Here is a 17211-nt window from a genome sequence, read left to right on the forward strand (position 1 = left end):
TGTGAAAATGGCTACTATTGATGTTATTGGTGGAATCTTTTTAGACATTTATATACTTAAAAATGATGATAATCACAATTCAAAAATTATACAACTTCCTGGAGGATCCGCGTTAAATGTGGCTATCGGTCTTGCTCGATTAGGTCATAACGTAAGAATGATCGGTAACGTGGGCAAAGATTTCGTTGGAGGGTTTTTATTGGAGAAGCTATCCTTTCATTCTGTTAATGTAGAATGGATAAAGAAAGTAGATCAAAACACCGCTACATTCGTTACAATGAATGAAAAGCCCATTGCAGTAGATAGAAGAATAAATGATTTAGACTTGATTGTACCAAAGAAAAAATCAGAGTATCTCTTCATCACAACCGAAACGAACGAACGAATAATAAACAGCGATATTTTCCTAAACTACAAAAAAACCTTTTTTGATATAGGTCCTAGGTCGAAATTAATAAATAAAAAGTTTGAAAATGTTTTTTTTATAGGTAACGAAAAAGAGTGTAAAGATTTTCTATTCACTTGCGATGTTGTAAAACTAGGGGAAAAAGGTGCCAAATGGGGTGATAAAATAGTGGGATTATCTGGCAAAAAGGCGTCACACCAAATCGGTATGGGAGATGTGTTTGACACGGTCTTAATAGACGGAATTTTGAATAATTTAGAAAAAGGACAAATCCTACATAATGCCGTTAACGCTACTCAAAAAGTCTCAGAATACTTGGGTGCTTACAATAAAATTATCAATATATAGTTATAGTAATTAATTTAATTCATTCATTTTCAGAAGCTAAAGCTTCCTTTTTATGCCCACATTCTATCACATCTTTCAAAGTAATGTTAGATAACTCGCTAAATATTGCTTTTTGTACCCTTTGCCAGACAAACTCTACGGGACAAATTTTTTGATTTTCACATTCACCCTCGGAAATACAATCGTAAGAGTTCAACGGTTCTTCTAAAACCTCTACGATTTGGGAAAGTTTGATTTCCTCAGGAGCCTTTGTAAAATAAAATCCTCCAAATTTACCTTTTTCTGAAGAAACTATTTCAGATTTTTTTAATTCGGCAAATATCTTTGCCAAAAATTCTTGTGAAATACCTGAACTTTCTGCAATCTTAGATATTGAGATTTTCGTGTTTTTCTCATCTTTGATTCTATTTTGAAGTTTATACATTTCATACAAACCACGTATAGCATAACAGCTCTTGATTGTTAAAGACATGTAGGTCCCACCCCTTTTATTTTTTTTATAAACAATCCCTTCTCCCACGAATTGCTATATTTAACCCAAATCATTTTTTTCCTGAAGACACCCCAGAATTAATAGATTTTTTTAAGAAAAACTAAAGTTTGTTTTGACGCTTTTTTCCCTTACTACTCGCCCTAATAGAAAAAGGCATTCTTTTCACAATCATCGGTATAAATATTAGTTGAAGAATTATACCGGGAATCCCGAACACATAACTCATCAAAATTGAAGTTAAAGGGCTAAGATTTATATTAAGGATTAATCCTATGGTGTAGTAAGCTATCATATATACACCCCTACCTATCAACATAGATACTAAGAGATCCAAATAAATATTTTTCTTATTTAAAAGTCCTGATATTAATCCGTAAGTTGCAACTTCTATAGTCATAAATATAAAAACAGGAAATGGTGGCATTCCCATAAGCATAAAATTTAAAATAGGCATCAATGCACCTACAAGTAATCCAATCGTTGCCCCTTCCATGATGCCGGCCATTAAAGCAACAAAATGCAACGGTAAGACTATAGTTCCTAGCATTGGATTACCGATACCATGAACCAAAAATGAAAAAACAACAACTCCCAACGCTATATAAACAGGTGATCTTGCAACTCTTTTTAGGGTTGTTTGGTGAGTGGTAGTATTTTCCATGTAAATACCTCCATTCTGATATATGGAACTAAATTGAAATTAAATTTTTGAATGTATAACTGCTTTGTTTTGAATAAGGTACCACTTGAAACAAATCCATGTTGAAACAAAATTCCAGATCATCTTTAAGTCCCAAAGTTTTAAGTCTTTTGGCATGATCAGAATTCATAACGTAACTCTTTTTGCATTTAGTTAAATTTAAAGATATTTTCGCTCCGTCATTTAAGTGGTAAGTATGCTTTTCCATAATTTTCTGAACAAATAATCCACCCAGATATGAATCTTCAAAAGAAATTGAACCATTCGTACCAGAACAAACTACACCAATACTTTGAAAATCCCTTTGTATTATGAAGTCAACAACGGAAGAAAAATTTAACAACGAAAGAGCAATTATGTCTCCAAGTTCGCTTATTTTTTTCATAGCTTTTGATCCATTGGTAGTAGTTAGTACAATGGATTTTTTTCTTATTTTATCTGAATTATTTAAAAACTCTAATGGAGAATTGCCAAAATCAAAACCTTCTAACTTTAAGGCCCCCCGTTCCCCAGCGAGTAAATATCCCATATTTTTTAATTCTTTTGCCACTTCGATGTCATCTGTTACAAAAATTTCTTCTGCACCACAATGGGCTAACGCAGATATACTAGAAGTAGCCCTTAAAATATCGATAAGGATATAGATCTCATGATTTTTTACATTTTCATTCGGTAGAAAATAGACATTCAATTCTGGTTCGAATAGGCTTTCTTCTTTTATCTTAATCGATCTCCTTTTCTTCTGGGGTGAGATAGGTTTCCAGCCCATAATATTCAAGATGCCACGTTTCGTTTAAAGAAGCTAAAACGTATCTATAATCCCCTTCATATATAACGTGTGAAACAGATGCATTGTCAACTCTAAAAGAAGTATGTTGGTTAAGTGGAATATTGAGAATCCATGAAATGATGGTCCTAATAGCTAAACCATGTGCAACTACAACTATTTTATCTTCTAAGTTATGTTCTTTAACTATTCTTTTTATAGCCCTTACTGCCCTTCTTTGGACGTCACCTAAAGCCTCAACATCTTCCACTGAGGCCCAGATATCCTTATGCCAATACTCTAATTCTTCTTTGTAATTAAGAAGTATCTCTTCTAACTTTTTCCCATCCCATTTTCCTATATTGCATTCGTTCAAATCGGGATCTTTTTTTATTTCCAAATTGTGGTACTGATTGATGATTTCTGTCGTTTTAATAGCCCTTTGTAGTACGGATGTATACATTCCATCTATTTTCATATTTTTAAATCTTTCTGCAGTTGCCTTAGCTTGACTAATTCCTTCTTCATCAAGCTCTACGTCCCTTTGGCCTTGCCAAATTCCCATTTTGTTCCAAAGTGTAGCTCCGTGTCTTACTAAGTAAATATCCAAAACTCAAACACCTCCAATTATTCCCATTCTATCGTGGCAGGGGGTTTTGATGAAATATCGTAAACCACTCTGGTAATTTCTTCAACTTCGTTGGTTATTCTACTGGAAACGGCGTCCAAAATTTCAAAGGGAATTTTACACCAATCTGCGGTCATGCCCTCCACACTATCAACAGCCCTTAAAGATGCCACATAACCATAACTTCTTTTATCACCAGTTATACCTACCGTTTTTACCGGCATTAGTACCGCGAAAGCCTGCCATACCTTGTCGTACCAACCTGTTTCTTTAAGAGTTTTTATAAAAATATTATCAACTTTTTTTAAAATGGTCAATTTTTCTTCGGAAATTTCTCCGATGATTCGAATCGCCAATCCCGGTCCTGGAAATGGATGTCTGTACAGTATTTCTCTTGGAAGTCCTAAGATTTCTCCTACACTTCTAACTTCGTCTTTAAATAATTCTCTAAGTGGTTCCACTATTTTTAAATCTATATTCTCTGGAAGTCCCCCCACGTTGTGATGACTCTTTATCTTGAATGTCTTTTTCCCAGATTTCGCACTTTCTATGACATCTGAATATATTGTTCCTTGAATTAAATACTCACAATCACTCTCTTTTTTTGCTTCTTCTTCAAAAACTCTTATAAACTCTTCACCAATTATTTTACGTTTTTGTTCAGGATCCTTGATCCCCTTCAATTTACTTAAAAATCGCTCCTGGGCATCTACGGTGGTCAAATTTAAACCCATATAATCCCGGAATGTACTTTCAACTTCTTCAACCTCATTCATTCTCAAAAGGCCATGGTTTACAAAGATGGCTTTCAGGTTGTTGCCTATAGCCCTGTGGGTTAGTACAGCGGCAACAGATGAATCTACTCCACCTGATAAAGCTATAATTGCTTTTTTATCACCGATTGTGTCTTTTATTTCATTTATCTTATCTTCAACAAAGTCCATCAAAGTCCATGAACCTTTCAACCCACATATGCCATGAACAAAATTTTTCAATATATCGATTCCAAATTCAGTATGCCTAACTTCAGGGTGAAATTGGATACAGTATATATTTTCTGATTCGTTTTCAAAAGAAGAGATGATATTGTTTGACGTGAGGGAAGTAATTTTAAATTTCTCAGGAACCTTCGTCACCATATCCTTGTGGCTCATCCAAACGTTAAATACACTTGGGAGCTTTTTAAATAACGGAGATTGATTGGTTATATTGATTTTCGTTTTTCCATACTCAGCGATACCTCTTTGTTCAACCTTTCCCCCAAGTTTCTTCGCCAAAAGCTGCATCCCATAACAGATACCTAAAATAGGTAGTTTGGCATGAAATATTTCATCTGATACATGGGGAGCATCAACATCATAAACACTATCTGGTCCACCGGACAAAACTATACCTTTTACATCGTTAAGGGATATAGTATCGTCATATTGTGCTACTTCTGAAAATACCCCCAGATCTCTAATTCTTTTTGCTAGAAGCTGTGTGTACTGAGAACCATAATCGATGACGAGAATCTTTTCCATTGAGAGACCTCCGAAATTGATAAGTTTTGATTATAAAATTATAACCCTTTGCTTTTTATCAGGTTCATACGAAGATAAATCACTGTTTTTGTATAGTAAATTGTAAATATTACTTGCCAAAAAATCGTATTCAATCTGATTTAAATAGATTTCAGGAATACTTTCATACTTTTTTTTGCTTGATAATAGTTTGTCGTTTAATCTATTATATATTTTTCTGTACCTTGATGGGGTAGTAATAATTGGATAAGTAGAAAGGTCTTTCATTTTACCCAGCAACTCTTGGCCCTTCTTTGTGAAAGCTAAAACCCTTAAATATTGTGGTCCATGACTGTTATATAATTTTACATCTTTCTCTTTTAAATCAAATAAAATCTTTAAAAGAGTTCTTTTCACCCTTGTCAACGTAAACCTTTTCGTCTTAACGTTGTTTACTAATTCTGTGAGGTTGGAACTAATTTTCGAAAATTTTGAGTATCTAGTTTCTAATCCTTCTTTTACTCCATCAATTTGAATAAATTCTTCTTTTTTCATCATTCGCAACTTAGCTAAAACCATGTCTCGCATATCTTCAAATATTATTGGAGCCTTACCTTTCTCAATCTCCCTAAGTAGAACCTCATAAGAAAAGGGTGGAACTCCTTGTTTAACTTTGTTCATCTCATTTTTTTCTATAAGATTTCTTATCGAAGTGGCACTGGAAATTTCACCTGTGAATTCTTTTTGATTGTATCCGGCCTTTATTCTTTGAATAGTATGTGGAACGATCTTTGAATCATATAATTTTAAGGCATTTAAATACTCTACAGCTAAGATATCGTTTGATTGTTCTAATATGTCTATCACATTGTGTTCGTAATTTGAAGATTCTAAATGCTCAACTAAAGCAAACTTTCTAGCGTTTGGGAAAGAGAAACCTTTTTTTAAATTCTTGTTGAGTAACTTTTTAAAACTTATGGGTTGTTCATACAAAATACTCGATATTTTATCCAAAACTTCTAAATTACTAGATTCACTTCCAAAAACTATATCTGTAACAACATTGGTTCTCTCTAATACGCCTATGGCGCCTGTTGCGAATCCACTTGCATCTTGTATACAATAGACAAATGGCAATTCGAATACGATGTCTACACCCATGTTCACCGCAATTTCTGCTCGTGAAAACTTATCCAAGATTGCTGGTTCTCCTCTTTGGACAAAATTTCCACTCATCACAGCAATGGTATAATCAGGGTTAATTAAAGTTTTAGATTCCCTCAAATGATGGAGGTGCCCGTTATGAAAAGGATTGTATTCAACAACTACACCTAAAACTTTCAAAATTGATCTCCTTATGTAAAATATTGCCTTTTATATTTATTATACCATATTTGCAAACATCGTTTGCGTAGCAAACGATGTTTTGGAAAACATTTCTAAAGCATTGCAAACAAACCATTTTGTACGAAGCAGCAAAAGCTTCGCAAATGAGAATAAGGATGTTGTTTCAAAAGCATTATGAACAAAGCTTTTTGCACAAAACAGCAAAATTAATCATGTATTTAATTAATTATAAAGTAAATATGTTAAAATTATAAAAAATAAACTAATAGATATATTTAAAAAAGGAGTAGAAGACCTTGTGAATATTTTACTTTCAAATGACGATGGAATAATGTCTCCAGGTATTATTACTTTAAAAACTTATCTGCAAGAAAAGCATAATGTTTACGTTGTCGCCCCCGACATAGAAAGAAGTGCAACTGGACATGGAATTACAGTGAGAAACCCTCTTTGGGCAAAAAAAGTTAAGTTTGGAGATACTTTTTTTGGTCACGCAGTGAATGGAACCCCCGCCGATTGTGTTAAAATAGGATTAGATGCAATATATAAAAGTATACATTTTGACGTAGTAATTTCGGGTATTAATAGAGGAGCTAATCTTGGAACTGATGTCCTTTATTCTGGTACTGTTTCTGCAGCATTGGAAGGTGCGGTCGGCGGTTATCCTTCTATCGCTGTTTCCTGTGTTGATTTTTCTAATCCTAACTTCGAAGAAGGTGCAAAAGTTGTTTTGGATATCCTGAAAAAATTAGATTTTAACAATTGGCCTGAATTTACTACATTAAACGTTAACATCCCAAGAATTCCGTATGATGAAATGAAAGGTATAAAAATTACCAAGCAAAGTAGAAGAAGATACCAAGATTACTTTGAAGAAAGAAAAGATCCTTTTGGAAATTCTTATTATTGGATGTTAGGAAATATCATAGAAGATGATAACGACGATAATTCGGATTACAGCGTAATAAATAAAGGTTATGTTTCTGTAACGCCATTAAGTGTGTTCATGACAAAATATGATTTTATAGATGAATTAAAAGAGCAGTTGGAGGTTTAAAGATATGGAAGTTAGACTTATTGGAGACCCTGTTTTAAGGAAAAGAGCTAAAAAAGTGGAAAGTTTCGATGAAAATTTAAAAGATATTGTTGATGAGATGTTTTCTACGATGTATCTATACGACGGAGTAGGTTTAGCTGCACCTCAAGTGGGAATATCTTTGAGGTTCTTCATTATGGATTCCAGAGAAAATGAGGGAAACAGCCTCACGGCAAATAAGGAAAAGGGAAAAAAAGTTGTAATTAATCCAGAAATAATAGAATTCTTGGGAGAAGAGATTAGCTCTGAAGAGGGGTGTTTAAGCATTCCTGATATATTTGAAGATGTAGTAAGAGCAGAAGGTGTGAAGGTTCGTTACCAGGATTTAAGCGGAGAAGTTATAGAAGAAGAGCTTCACGGATATCAAGCAAGAATATTTCAACATGAAACAGATCACCTTGAGGGAATTTTATTCACCGACAAATTACCCATTGTAAAAAAAGCCAGGTTAAAAAAGGACTTAAACAAATTAATAGAAAAGGGTAAAAATCGTGCATTAGAGCTAGGTGATAAAGTTAAATTATGACAAATAACAGAAATTTTAAAATAGTTTTCATGGGTACCCCTGATTTTGGAGCCGAAGTTTTGGAAGAACTAATAAAAAACAATTTCAATGTTGTAGGAGCATTTTCACAACCTGACAAACCTAAAGGACGTGGAAAAAAACTTCAACCAACACCGGTTAAGGAGGTTGCGCTAAAATATAATGTTCCCATATTTCAACCAAAAAGCGTTAATAAAGGAGAAGGATTTGATTTTTTGAAAGAGTTGAATGCTGATATTATTATCACCGCTGCTTTTGGAAAAATATTGAGAAAAAATGTTTTAACATTACCTCTAAAAGGATGTTGGAACGTCCATGCATCTCTGTTGCCAAAATATAGGGGAGCAGCTCCTATTCAAAGATCTATAGAGAATGGAGAAAATGAAACAGGGATCACTATTTTCAAGATGGTAGAAGCTCTGGACGCTGGAGATATTGCCGTTCAAAAAAGTATCCCCCTTGAAATAAACGACAACTTTGGTGTTGTTTATGAAAAATTATTAGCTCTTGCCAAAGAAACTGTGTTGGAGTTTTTAAATTCATTCGATCAGCTAACTTTGAAACCACAAAACGAAGAGGAAGCCTCATATGCAGAAAAAATTACAAAAGAAGATCTTAAAGTAGATTTCAATAACGGTACTATAAAGGTTCATAACAAAATTAGAGCTTACGATCCCTACCCTGGAGTAAGAAGTTTATATGAGGGAGAAGAAGTAAAGATATTTGGTTCGAATTTTTCTACTGATTTGTTGACGATAGAAAATGAAGAAGAACCTGGAACAATAATATATATTGAAAAGGACGGCATACTTGTAAAATGTAGAGATGGAGCCGTAAAGATAAAAGAGATACAATTCCCTGGTAAAAAAAGAATAACCACTATAGATGCACTCAATGGGAAAAAATTAAAAGTATTGGGACATTTCAGCCTCTATTAAAGAAAAGCTTTTCAACGTTGCTTTTTATAATCTCTTTCAAATTTTCAACGTCTATCCCTTTTATTTCTGATATTTTCTCATAAACATACTTTACGTACGTCGGATTGTTTCTTTTTCCCCTGTAAGGTACAGGAGGTAAAAAAGGCGAATCTGTTTCAGGTAAAATTCTTTCAACAGGTGTTTTTTCAACAACTTCCCTCAATTTATTATTTTTTGGATAAGTGATTGGGCCATCAAACCCTATATATAAACCCAAATCCAAAAATTTCTGAGCCATTTCCCAATCACTTGAAAAGCAATGAACCACACCTTTATACTCAGATAATCCTTTTTTTTGTAAAAAATTGTATGCCTCATCATACGCATCTCTAATATGAAAAGCTACTGGTAAGCCTACCTCTTTAGCTATATCTAATTGCATATCCAAACTTTTATACTGGTCCTGTTTATTAGTTTCCCAATGAAAATCCAATCCAATTTCTCCGATTGCTACAATTTTAGGCTTTCTTGCCAGTTCTTTTATTTCATCTATATCTGTTTCCTTTAAACCTTCACTTTCGGTGGGATGTATTCCAACAGTTCCAAATATTTTTTCCTTATCTTTTAAGAAATTAACTACATTTTTAGAAGACTCAACGTTTATACTAATTTCGATCAACAGATCCAACTCTTCATTAACTTTTTCCAATATCTCTTGCCTATCATCATCAAACTGTTTGAGTAACAAGTGGCAATGAGTATCAATAAAATTCAATTTATTTACTCCTTTCACAAAATAGAATACACTATCTTCTAAAATTATACAGATTTAGGCCAACTTCTGAATCATAGTTTCTATCTACTGTACCCTCTATACTTTCAACTATTACTTCTGCGGTTCCACTGACTATGGCGGAATTCAAATGCCCACCATAAGAATGAAGATCCGAATCTGAGATACTTACATGTAAATGCAAATAAGTCTCTCCATCCATAGTAGATATATTTCCTGTGAGATTCAATATTTCGAAGTCTCCTTTAAACTCTTTTGAATAGTATTTCTTTTCATGGGTATTGAACAAACCTATTGTTATAACATTCGTTGAACCCAATCCATATATCGTGCCTAATTTTATAGAATTTCTTAAACAAAAGTCCTTCAACGTTGAAACGATTTCTTCTCCCTTATCTAATCTAACAATGTATTTATTGCCAAATTTAGCAAAATCCATTGGATACTCCCCTTTCCATTCGATTAAGTAAAATAATACCACACATTTGTTATGATGGCTTTAAGTAAAAGAAAAACGTTATGAGAGTTGCTTATTAATTTATAATTAATGATTTTTATGATAAAATAGTATAAAAGAAGGGGCACTAAAAAGTAAATATAATAATTCTAAAAAGCAACTTACCAAAAAAGGAGAAGAAGATGAAAAAAGCTTTTGTTTTTGATTTGGATGGAACGCTTTTAAATTCTGAGGTAAGAATTTCACCAAAAACATATCAAGCTCTAAAAAAGTTGAAAGAAGAAGACCATCTTATAATAATAGCAAGTGGAAGAATGTACGCATCAACTATGTACATCGTTGAAAGTTTTCTCCCTTTTTTGAAAGGGAATGTGATCATTTCCTCCTACAACGGAGGATACATAGTCGACCTCAATGGAAAAGTAGTCTTTGAAAAGGGTATTTCAAAGGAAAGTGCTGTTAAATGTATAAAATTCCTTAGAGACCTTAATGTTCACAGACACATCTATATAAAAGATAAACTTATTTCTGAAATAGACGATAAAGAGATCAGAGATTACTCAAAACACTCATTCGTTGATTATATTCTGGTAGATGATTTAATTGCTGAAATAGAGAATTCAACTCACCCAACATTAAAGATATTAGCAATTGGAGAGCCTGATAAAATAGACCTTGTTAAAAAATTATCAGAAAAAGAGTTTCACAGTGAGTTTAACCTCATGAAATCGTGGGATACTTATTTGGACTTTATACCTTATGGGGTTTCAAAAGGGAATAGTTTAAAGATAATTTCAAAAATGTACAACTTAGACCCCAATACCCTATACGTTTTTGGTGATTCCGAAAACGATATAGACATGCTTGAATTAACAAAAAACAGCTTCTCAATGGGAAACGCTAAAGAAGATGTAAAAAAAGTAGCAAATTATTTGATACCTAGTAACGATGAGGACGGTGTGGCATATGCCATTGAAAAGATACTGGCTGACGATCTCGACAATGTTAATTCTTAGCTTTACTTTTGGAAGTATATACGATATAATACAAGGGGATAATCAAATAATTGGAAAATTTTTTCATACGTTAAAAGATATTGAAAATGCAGAATTAGACCCAAATTACATAGTTGGGTATTTATTGGATTTAAATGAGATAGATCCCGAACTTTGTTATCTTGCGTTAGGATCAGTTAGAAACTTTTCTTTAATTCAGGATTTTTCAAGAGAATTAGGTTATTACCTTAAAAACTTGGGTATCGATTTCGTCGTGTTTGGGAATTTAATGATTTTGGAAAAAGATGTAAACGATCCTTTAAAGTATATTGGAAATTCACCTTATTTGATATCTGAAATCACTTACCGAATGATAAGAGGATTAGAAACAAGTGGTGTTACCCCTGTAATCATTGTAACATCTAAAGACGATAGAAACGCAACACAATCTTTACTTCAAAAAAGCGGATCATTTTACACTTATTCAGATCAGATAAAAAATGTAGATCTCTTTTTTGATAGTAATAATCTTTACCTTCAGAAAAATAATCTATTTTCCCTTCCATGGAATTACGGAAAAGATACTCTAGAAGAAATTATTCAAGAAATTTTTAACAATAGCATTATTTTAACGGGATGGCGTGATGAAGGAGAAAACTTATTATATAGAAAAATAAATTCTACAGATATAAAATCAGTAACCTATTTTTCTAAATCAGTGGAAAAAAATGCAAGGAAGGTCTTTTCTGGTGAATTACTACCTACCGGAAATAAAAATTGGTAAACGTTCTTTCATTATTTCTTAGGGGGGCTAAAATTGAAAAGTATTGGTTTAGATACATCTGGAAAAATGATCGTAAAAGGACCTCAAAAGGCAAGAGGCATATTGACTGTTTCTGGCTCAAAAAACGCAGTTCTACCAATTATGGGAGCCTCTATACTCACCGATGATGATATTGAGTTAAGGAACGTCCCAGATTTAGCTGACGTTAGAACTATGATTGAAATACTAGAAAGTGCAGGGAAAGTAATAGAACGTTTCGATGATCAACTTATAATTAAAAGCTCTGGAACTATCAATTCTGAGATTCCCTATGAACCCGTAAGGAAAATGAGGGCTTCTTTCAACGTTTACGGCCCATTAACCCTTAGAAATGGTTATGCGAAAGTCGCCCTTCCAGGTGGATGTTCTATCGGTGCAAGGCCTGTGGACTTTCATTTAGAGGGTTTAAAGAAGTTGGGAATAGAAAGTACGATCGAACACGGTTTCGTAACCAGTAAATTGAACAATCCCAATAGCCTAATAAATATATCTTTACCTTTTCCAAGTGTTGGAGCCACAGAACATGTCTTAACCACCGCTTGTTTACTGGAAGGAGTAAAAACGACTATATCTAATTGTGCCATCGAACCAGAGGTAACAGATTTGGTTAACTTTTTAAACAGAATGGGAGCCAAAATTACAGGTGGGGGAACCTCAATATTGAAAATCGAAGGGGTAAAAAAACTATCAGGTATAAAATATACTATAATTCCTGACAGAATTGAAGCAGGCACCTATATCATACTAGGAAAACTCATAGGCGAAAAACTAACCATACAAAATGTATCTGCTGAGCATCTAAATAGTTTATTCTCCGTATTCGAAAATATAGGAAGCCCGATAGATTACGACGAGAAAAAAAGAGAAGTAAAAGTAGTTGAAACTCCTCTGGATACATTGAACAGTATCAGCATGGAGACATCCCCTTTTCCAGGATTTCCAACAGATTTACAGCCTCAGATCACTACATTTTTATCCTTGGTCCCGGGAAGGTCTACAATAACCGAAACCGTATTTAAAAGCAGATTTTATCACATTGACGAGTTGAACAGAATGGGAGCTAAGATTAGAGTAGAAGACAATACTGCAATTATAGAAGGGGTAAACAAACTATCAGGAGCACCTGTAGAAGCTACAGACCTAAGGGCCGCTGCAGCCTTACTTATAGCAGGACTCGTCGCAGAAGGAGAAACAATTATCTCAAATGTGGATCATATCTTTAGAGGATACGAAAACATACACGAAAAATTAGAACAAGTAGGTATAGATTTAATTTACGAAAAATAGATTTCTTTCCTATAACTTCAAAAAAGCTGGCTTTAAAAAGCCAGCTTTTTGGTTTATCAGTCATCTTAGAATTCAAATTCAGCTTTTAGGTATAGATACCAATGTAAGTCTGATAATTCATTTGCTCCGTTCACATTACCGTAAGCGTCCCAAGTTTCATTACCAAGGTGAGCTCCGGCAGATACATTCTCACTGAAAGCATAAGAAACTTCACCCATATAAGCTATTGGATTTTCTTCCTGTTCTCCATCTTTGAAGAAATAGTAAACATCAGCCTTTAAAGTTACAGGAACTTCAGCCATGCCATAAGTTAAATATCCATGAGGTGTAATAGATAATGTACTTGCAAAGTCAGTTAAATCAGCAACTTTGACTGGGACTTCTACTCCTGCAAAACTTAAATCTGAAATAGCGTATTCAACGGATGGAGTAAGAGACATGGAATACACAGGTGTTGCTTCTAACAAATCAATTGTGAATGTATCAGTTAACTTAACTGTCAACGGGGCCTCAAGATAGCTTAAATCTACTCCTGCTGTGACTTTTTGTGTGTCGGGCCAACTTATAGTTTTACGTACATCCTTACTGGATTCTTCTGCATAAACTGTTTCTAGGTTATTCTGCCATGTGAAACCAACGTGAGGTGTTACTGTGAATGCTTCCATTTCATATGGGTATTTATAAGCTGCATTTACCCTATATGCTGTAGCGGATGAAGCATCGCCAGAAAGATCTTCAAAATTCAACATGCCAAAAACCACATCAGCACTTAAACTTCCCGGAACTGGTACTTCTGTTACTTTTCCTTCAATGGTAACTCTGTTGTTAGTAGAATCTTCAAATTTGAAAGCACCAGCAACAAGTCCTTTTACCCCACTTACGTCGAGGTCGTAACTAGCACCAAAAATCCAACCTCCAGGAAAAGCTAAATCTCCTGTAGCGTGCTCGGTAACTTCGTTACCTTTTAAGTCCGCTAATACTAAATTAACCCCGTAATCTGTCAAACCGAGTTTTAAAGAGCCTTCAGCACTAGTAAATCGGCTTATGGTGTAGTTACTTAAAGCTATCACTTTTGGTTCGAATCTTAATAACCATGCTTCTTCTTCATATTGAACATAGTCTAAGGATAATGTTGGGCTTACATCGGTAACATAGCCCGAGGCATCTTTAGTGACATTTAGAGGTGAAAGTGTAAACCCCGCTGTTAAAGTTGCCGGAAATGTTGTAAGGAACTCAACATCCATACTAATATCTGCGTCCAGCATTGCTTCGATATCCAACGCACTTTCATCCATCTTAAATTCAAAACCTGCCGTTCCACTAACATCAAATACTGGCTCCACTGCAAAAAGTGCCAGTGACGCAAAAACTACCAACAAAGACAATAAAACTTTCTTCATACAAAAACCCCCTTCTACTTTTGATTTAATTTTTTAAAAATCTTTACTATTATAGCAAACATCCACACTACTTGTCAATATAAATCTGTTATTTCATAGTATTTATTGGGGCATAAAAATACCAATAGCACCTAAAATAACTCCTAAACCCGCTAATAACCATAGCATTGTGTTATCTTTAGCCTTTGCTATTTCTGCGTTTTGAGCTTCAACTACTTGACTTAACTCTGTTATTTTTGCTTCGTTAGAAGCGGCTTTTTTTGAAAGATCTGGTAAAGCCTTAACAAACATCTGATTTATTTCAGCTGTCCTTTTGACTTCTGCCAAATCTTGAGACAAAGATGCGATTTGTTCTTCGTTTGTAGATACCCTGTTGGTTAATCCGTCTATCTTGTCGTAAGTATCGTATTTGAGATTCAAATGTTGCTTTGCCATACTTGTTTTGAATTCTTCGAGCGAAGCAATCCTTTCTTGGTTTGAAGCCACTTTTTGTGAAAGTGAGGGTAATGCTTTGACAAACATTTGATTTTGTTCCGCTAAACTCTTTGTTTCTTTCACAGTTACCTCTAACTTACTAACTGTTGCTTTTAACCCAGATACATCCTGACTAACTGCCAACAAATCAGTCTCTAAAGCGTCTCCCATGTTTTTGGCTCTGTAGGCTGTCTTTTTGACATCTTGATAAGTTGCCTGCAAATCGGATAAAAGGTCATCCGCTTGTAACTGCTCATTCAATGAATTAAACTGACTTTCAACGTTATTTACTTTCTTTGAGAGATCTCCTACTTTGGCTTCCAAATAGGACAAATCACTCGTCTTTGCAATTTCAGGAGAGTTCTCTAAATAAGTTACCAACCTCGACATCCAAACTGCTGCATCTGACCTCGTTAAAGGTTCATAACCTCTAAAGGTTGGTTCGTCTACAGGAATTACACCTTTTTCAACTAGCTTCATAACGTAATCATACGCCCAGTGATCTTCTCCTACATCAGTGAAGCCGAGTGAAAAGGTAGAAACCACAAATACCATTACTACAAAAAAAGCAAGCGTTTTCTTCATTCTTCCTTACCCCCTTTTATGATTTTGATTTGGTAAAAAACACTTCTTTCAGAAAACCGTCACTATATTATACTATATTTAATGAAATTTTGCAAAATCTATTTAATCTTTTTTATTTTAAAATAACTTTTTTTCCCAACTCTTAATATAGCTCCATCCTCACAATCAAGGATCTGTTTGAAATCATTTATTTTTTTGTCGTTGATTCTGATAGCCCCTTGGTTTATAGCCCTCTTTATTTCACTGTTACTATCGTAAACTTCGGTCTTTGAAACTATATCTAAAATTGTTTCTCCACTTTTTACTTTAATCTCTGGCAAATCTTCTGGCATTTCTCTTTTTTGAAAGATCGAGACAAAGTTTTGCTTGGCCTTTTCTGCTTCATCCTTATTATATAGCATAGTAACTATTTCTTCTGCTAATATCATTTTAATATCTCGAGGATTCGCTTCTCCACTTTTCATTATTTCTTCAAAATTTTGTATTTTCTCTTTTGAAATATCTGTTAAATATCTCATATACTTAATAATAAGATGATCAGGAATAGACATAACTTTACCAACAATATCTTTTGGAGAATCGTTAAAAGCTATATAGTTGTCATAACTTTTACTCATCTTTAAGTATCCATCTGTTCCCTCAATTAATGGCATAGTAAGCACGACTTGAGGTGATTGGCCAAACTCCTCTTGGAGCTTTCTTCCCACTAAAAGATTGAAAAGTTGATCTGTACCTCCAAGTTCCACATCAGCTTCGATAACAATAGAATCATACGCCTGAGCTAAAGGATACAAAAATTCAGATATGCTTATAGGCTGATTTTCTTTTAACCTTTTATTGAAATCGTCTCTTTCGAGCATCCTAGCAACGGTATACCTTGATGATAAGTTAATCACATCAGCAAAAGATAATTTGGAGAGCCATTCACTGTTATATTTTACTACAGTTTTATCGGGATGGAGAATTCTAAAAGCTTGTTCAACATATGTCTTAGAGTTTTCTAGCACTTCATCTTCAGAAAGTAGAGGTCTAGTTTTTGACCTTCCGGAAGGGTCGCCTATTCTTGCGGTGAAATCACCAATTATCAAATAAACTATATGACCAAACTCTTGAAACTGTTTTAACTTTCTTAAAACAACAGCGTGTCCTAAATGAAGATCTGGCCTTGAGGGATCTACGCCTAATTTAACTTTTAACTGCCCTTTTTTTCTCATTTTATTCAATAAATCTTCTACTGTAATAAGGTCGACAGAATTTTCTTGTATGATTTTAAGTTGGTCTTGCGGGCTCAAATATTGGATCCTCCTTTAAGCTATTATCCATGTTACCAAAAAACAGTTTATCATAAAGAGTATACCAAAAGTTAGAGCAATTTTGGAACTTTTATCTAACCCTTTCTCTCGGCCAAAATTGGTAGCCGAACCTCCGGCACCAAATGCACCACCTATTTCACTATTTTTTTGCATTCTTTGCAGTGCAAAGTAGATTACTCCCAAGGCTAAAATGATATGAATAATTATAAGCAAGATACCTAGAAACCCCATAAATTTCCTCCTCTTTAAAATATTGATTATCAATAAAAATTTATGATTCATTTTTTATTATATCATACGAAATAACGTTATGCAAACCTTTTTTAAATTTCTTAAA

The 17211-nt window shown here is 34.0% G+C and carries 19 protein-coding genes; 7 read left to right on the plus strand and 12 right to left on the minus strand.

The window, feature by feature from the left end:
- Positions 1-7 precede the first annotated feature (7 nt).
- Complete coding sequence (locus X929_RS08375; protein ID WP_103067574.1) at positions 8-754, plus strand: PfkB family carbohydrate kinase; 747 nt, start codon at positions 8-10, stop codon at positions 752-754.
- 19 nt (positions 755-773) lie between these two features.
- Here X929_RS08375 and X929_RS08380 read toward each other — a convergent pair whose 3' ends face one another.
- The 6 genes from X929_RS08380 to X929_RS08405 form a co-directional block, all read right to left on the minus strand.
- Positions 774-1226 carry an RrF2 family transcriptional regulator gene (locus X929_RS08380; RefSeq protein ID WP_103067575.1) on the minus strand — a complete coding sequence of 151 codons (453 nt, stop codon included), beginning with the start codon at positions 1224-1226 and terminating at the stop codon, positions 774-776.
- 121 nt (positions 1227-1347) lie between these two features.
- A complete protein-coding gene (locus X929_RS08385) occupies positions 1348-1908 on the minus strand; it encodes an ECF transporter S component (protein ID WP_103067576.1) in 561 nt (186 codons plus the stop codon).
- Positions 1909-1936: 28 nt separating this feature from the next.
- Positions 1937-2716 carry a 2-phosphosulfolactate phosphatase gene (locus tag X929_RS08390; protein WP_103067577.1) on the minus strand — a complete coding sequence of 260 codons (780 nt, stop codon included), beginning with the start codon at positions 2714-2716 and terminating at the stop codon, positions 1937-1939.
- The gene (locus X929_RS08395; protein ID WP_103067578.1) at positions 2670-3323 is read right to left on the minus strand and encodes a histidine phosphatase family protein; all 654 of its coding nucleotides are present in this window, start codon (positions 3321-3323) and stop codon (positions 2670-2672) included. The genes X929_RS08390 and X929_RS08395 overlap by 47 nt, the downstream gene beginning before the upstream one ends.
- Positions 3324-3340: 17 nt before the next feature.
- On the minus strand, positions 3341-4864 hold the full coding sequence (gene guaA / locus X929_RS08400) for a glutamine-hydrolyzing GMP synthase (protein WP_103067579.1): 1524 nt from the start codon (positions 4862-4864) through the stop codon (positions 3341-3343).
- Positions 4865-4894: 30 nt separating this feature from the next.
- Positions 4895-6187 carry a nucleotidyltransferase gene (locus X929_RS08405; protein ID WP_103067580.1) on the minus strand — a complete coding sequence of 431 codons (1293 nt, stop codon included), beginning with the start codon at positions 6185-6187 and terminating at the stop codon, positions 4895-4897.
- Positions 6188-6488: 301 nt separating this feature from the next.
- Between X929_RS08405 and surE the strand changes: the two genes are divergently transcribed.
- The 3 genes from surE to fmt are packed head-to-tail and all read left to right on the plus strand — an operon-like array spanning position 6489 to position 8768.
- Complete coding sequence (gene surE / locus X929_RS08410; protein WP_103067581.1) at positions 6489-7247, plus strand: 5'/3'-nucleotidase SurE; 759 nt, start codon at positions 6489-6491, stop codon at positions 7245-7247.
- A gap of 4 nt (positions 7248-7251) precedes the next feature.
- Positions 7252-7812: a peptide deformylase gene (def, locus tag X929_RS08415; protein ID WP_103067582.1), complete on the plus strand. Its 561-nt coding sequence runs from the start codon at positions 7252-7254 to the stop codon at positions 7810-7812.
- Positions 7809-8768, plus strand: a complete 960-nt coding sequence (gene fmt, locus X929_RS08420) for a methionyl-tRNA formyltransferase (protein ID WP_103067583.1) — start codon at positions 7809-7811, stop codon at positions 8766-8768. Before def ends, fmt begins: the two co-directional genes overlap by 4 nt.
- On the opposite strand, the gene X929_RS08425 is transcribed toward fmt, so the two are convergent.
- A complete protein-coding gene (locus tag X929_RS08425) occupies positions 8755-9522 on the minus strand; it encodes a TatD family hydrolase (RefSeq protein WP_103067584.1) in 768 nt (255 codons plus the stop codon). The two genes, fmt and X929_RS08425, sit on opposite strands and share 14 nt — an antisense overlap.
- Before the next feature lie 31 nt (positions 9523-9553).
- A complete protein-coding gene (locus X929_RS08430) occupies positions 9554-9979 on the minus strand; it encodes a PPC domain-containing DNA-binding protein (RefSeq protein WP_103067585.1) in 426 nt (141 codons plus the stop codon).
- Positions 9980-10179: 200 nt separating this feature from the next.
- Between X929_RS08430 and X929_RS08435 the strand changes: the two genes are divergently transcribed.
- The 3 genes from X929_RS08435 to murA all read left to right on the plus strand — a co-directional run bounded on the left by X929_RS08435 (position 10180) and on the right by murA (position 13102).
- Entirely contained in the window at positions 10180-11013 is an 834-nt protein-coding gene (locus tag X929_RS08435; RefSeq protein ID WP_103067586.1) for a Cof-type HAD-IIB family hydrolase, read from the plus strand.
- Positions 10964-11776 carry a hypothetical protein gene (locus X929_RS08440; RefSeq protein WP_146255785.1) on the plus strand — a complete coding sequence of 271 codons (813 nt, stop codon included), beginning with the start codon at positions 10964-10966 and terminating at the stop codon, positions 11774-11776. The genes X929_RS08435 and X929_RS08440 overlap by 50 nt, the downstream gene beginning before the upstream one ends.
- Before the next feature lie 66 nt (positions 11777-11842).
- Complete coding sequence (gene murA, locus X929_RS08445; protein WP_169925033.1) at positions 11843-13102, plus strand: UDP-N-acetylglucosamine 1-carboxyvinyltransferase; 1260 nt, start codon at positions 11843-11845, stop codon at positions 13100-13102.
- A 65-nt stretch (positions 13103-13167) separates the two neighbouring features.
- Here murA and X929_RS08450 read toward each other — a convergent pair whose 3' ends face one another.
- From X929_RS08450 to secG, 4 genes are all read right to left on the minus strand, one after another.
- Entirely contained in the window at positions 13168-14502 is a 1335-nt protein-coding gene (locus tag X929_RS08450; RefSeq protein WP_103067589.1) for a hypothetical protein, read from the minus strand.
- 102 nt (positions 14503-14604) lie between these two features.
- Positions 14605-15561, minus strand: coding sequence for an S-layer homology domain-containing protein (locus tag X929_RS08455; protein ID WP_103067590.1), 957 nt, complete (start codon positions 15559-15561; stop codon positions 14605-14607).
- Between the two features lie 98 nt (positions 15562-15659).
- Positions 15660-16853, minus strand: coding sequence for a tyrosine--tRNA ligase (tyrS, locus tag X929_RS08460; protein WP_103067591.1), 1194 nt, complete (start codon positions 16851-16853; stop codon positions 15660-15662).
- A 15-nt stretch (positions 16854-16868) separates the two neighbouring features.
- Positions 16869-17105 carry a preprotein translocase subunit SecG gene (secG, locus tag X929_RS08465; RefSeq protein WP_103067592.1) on the minus strand — a complete coding sequence of 79 codons (237 nt, stop codon included), beginning with the start codon at positions 17103-17105 and terminating at the stop codon, positions 16869-16871.
- Positions 17106-17211 lie beyond the last annotated feature (106 nt).

Origin of the sequence: Petrotoga olearia DSM 13574 (assembly GCF_002895525.1) — a bacterium.
GTDB classification, from domain to species: Bacteria; Thermotogota; Thermotogae; order Petrotogales; family Petrotogaceae; genus Petrotoga; species Petrotoga olearia.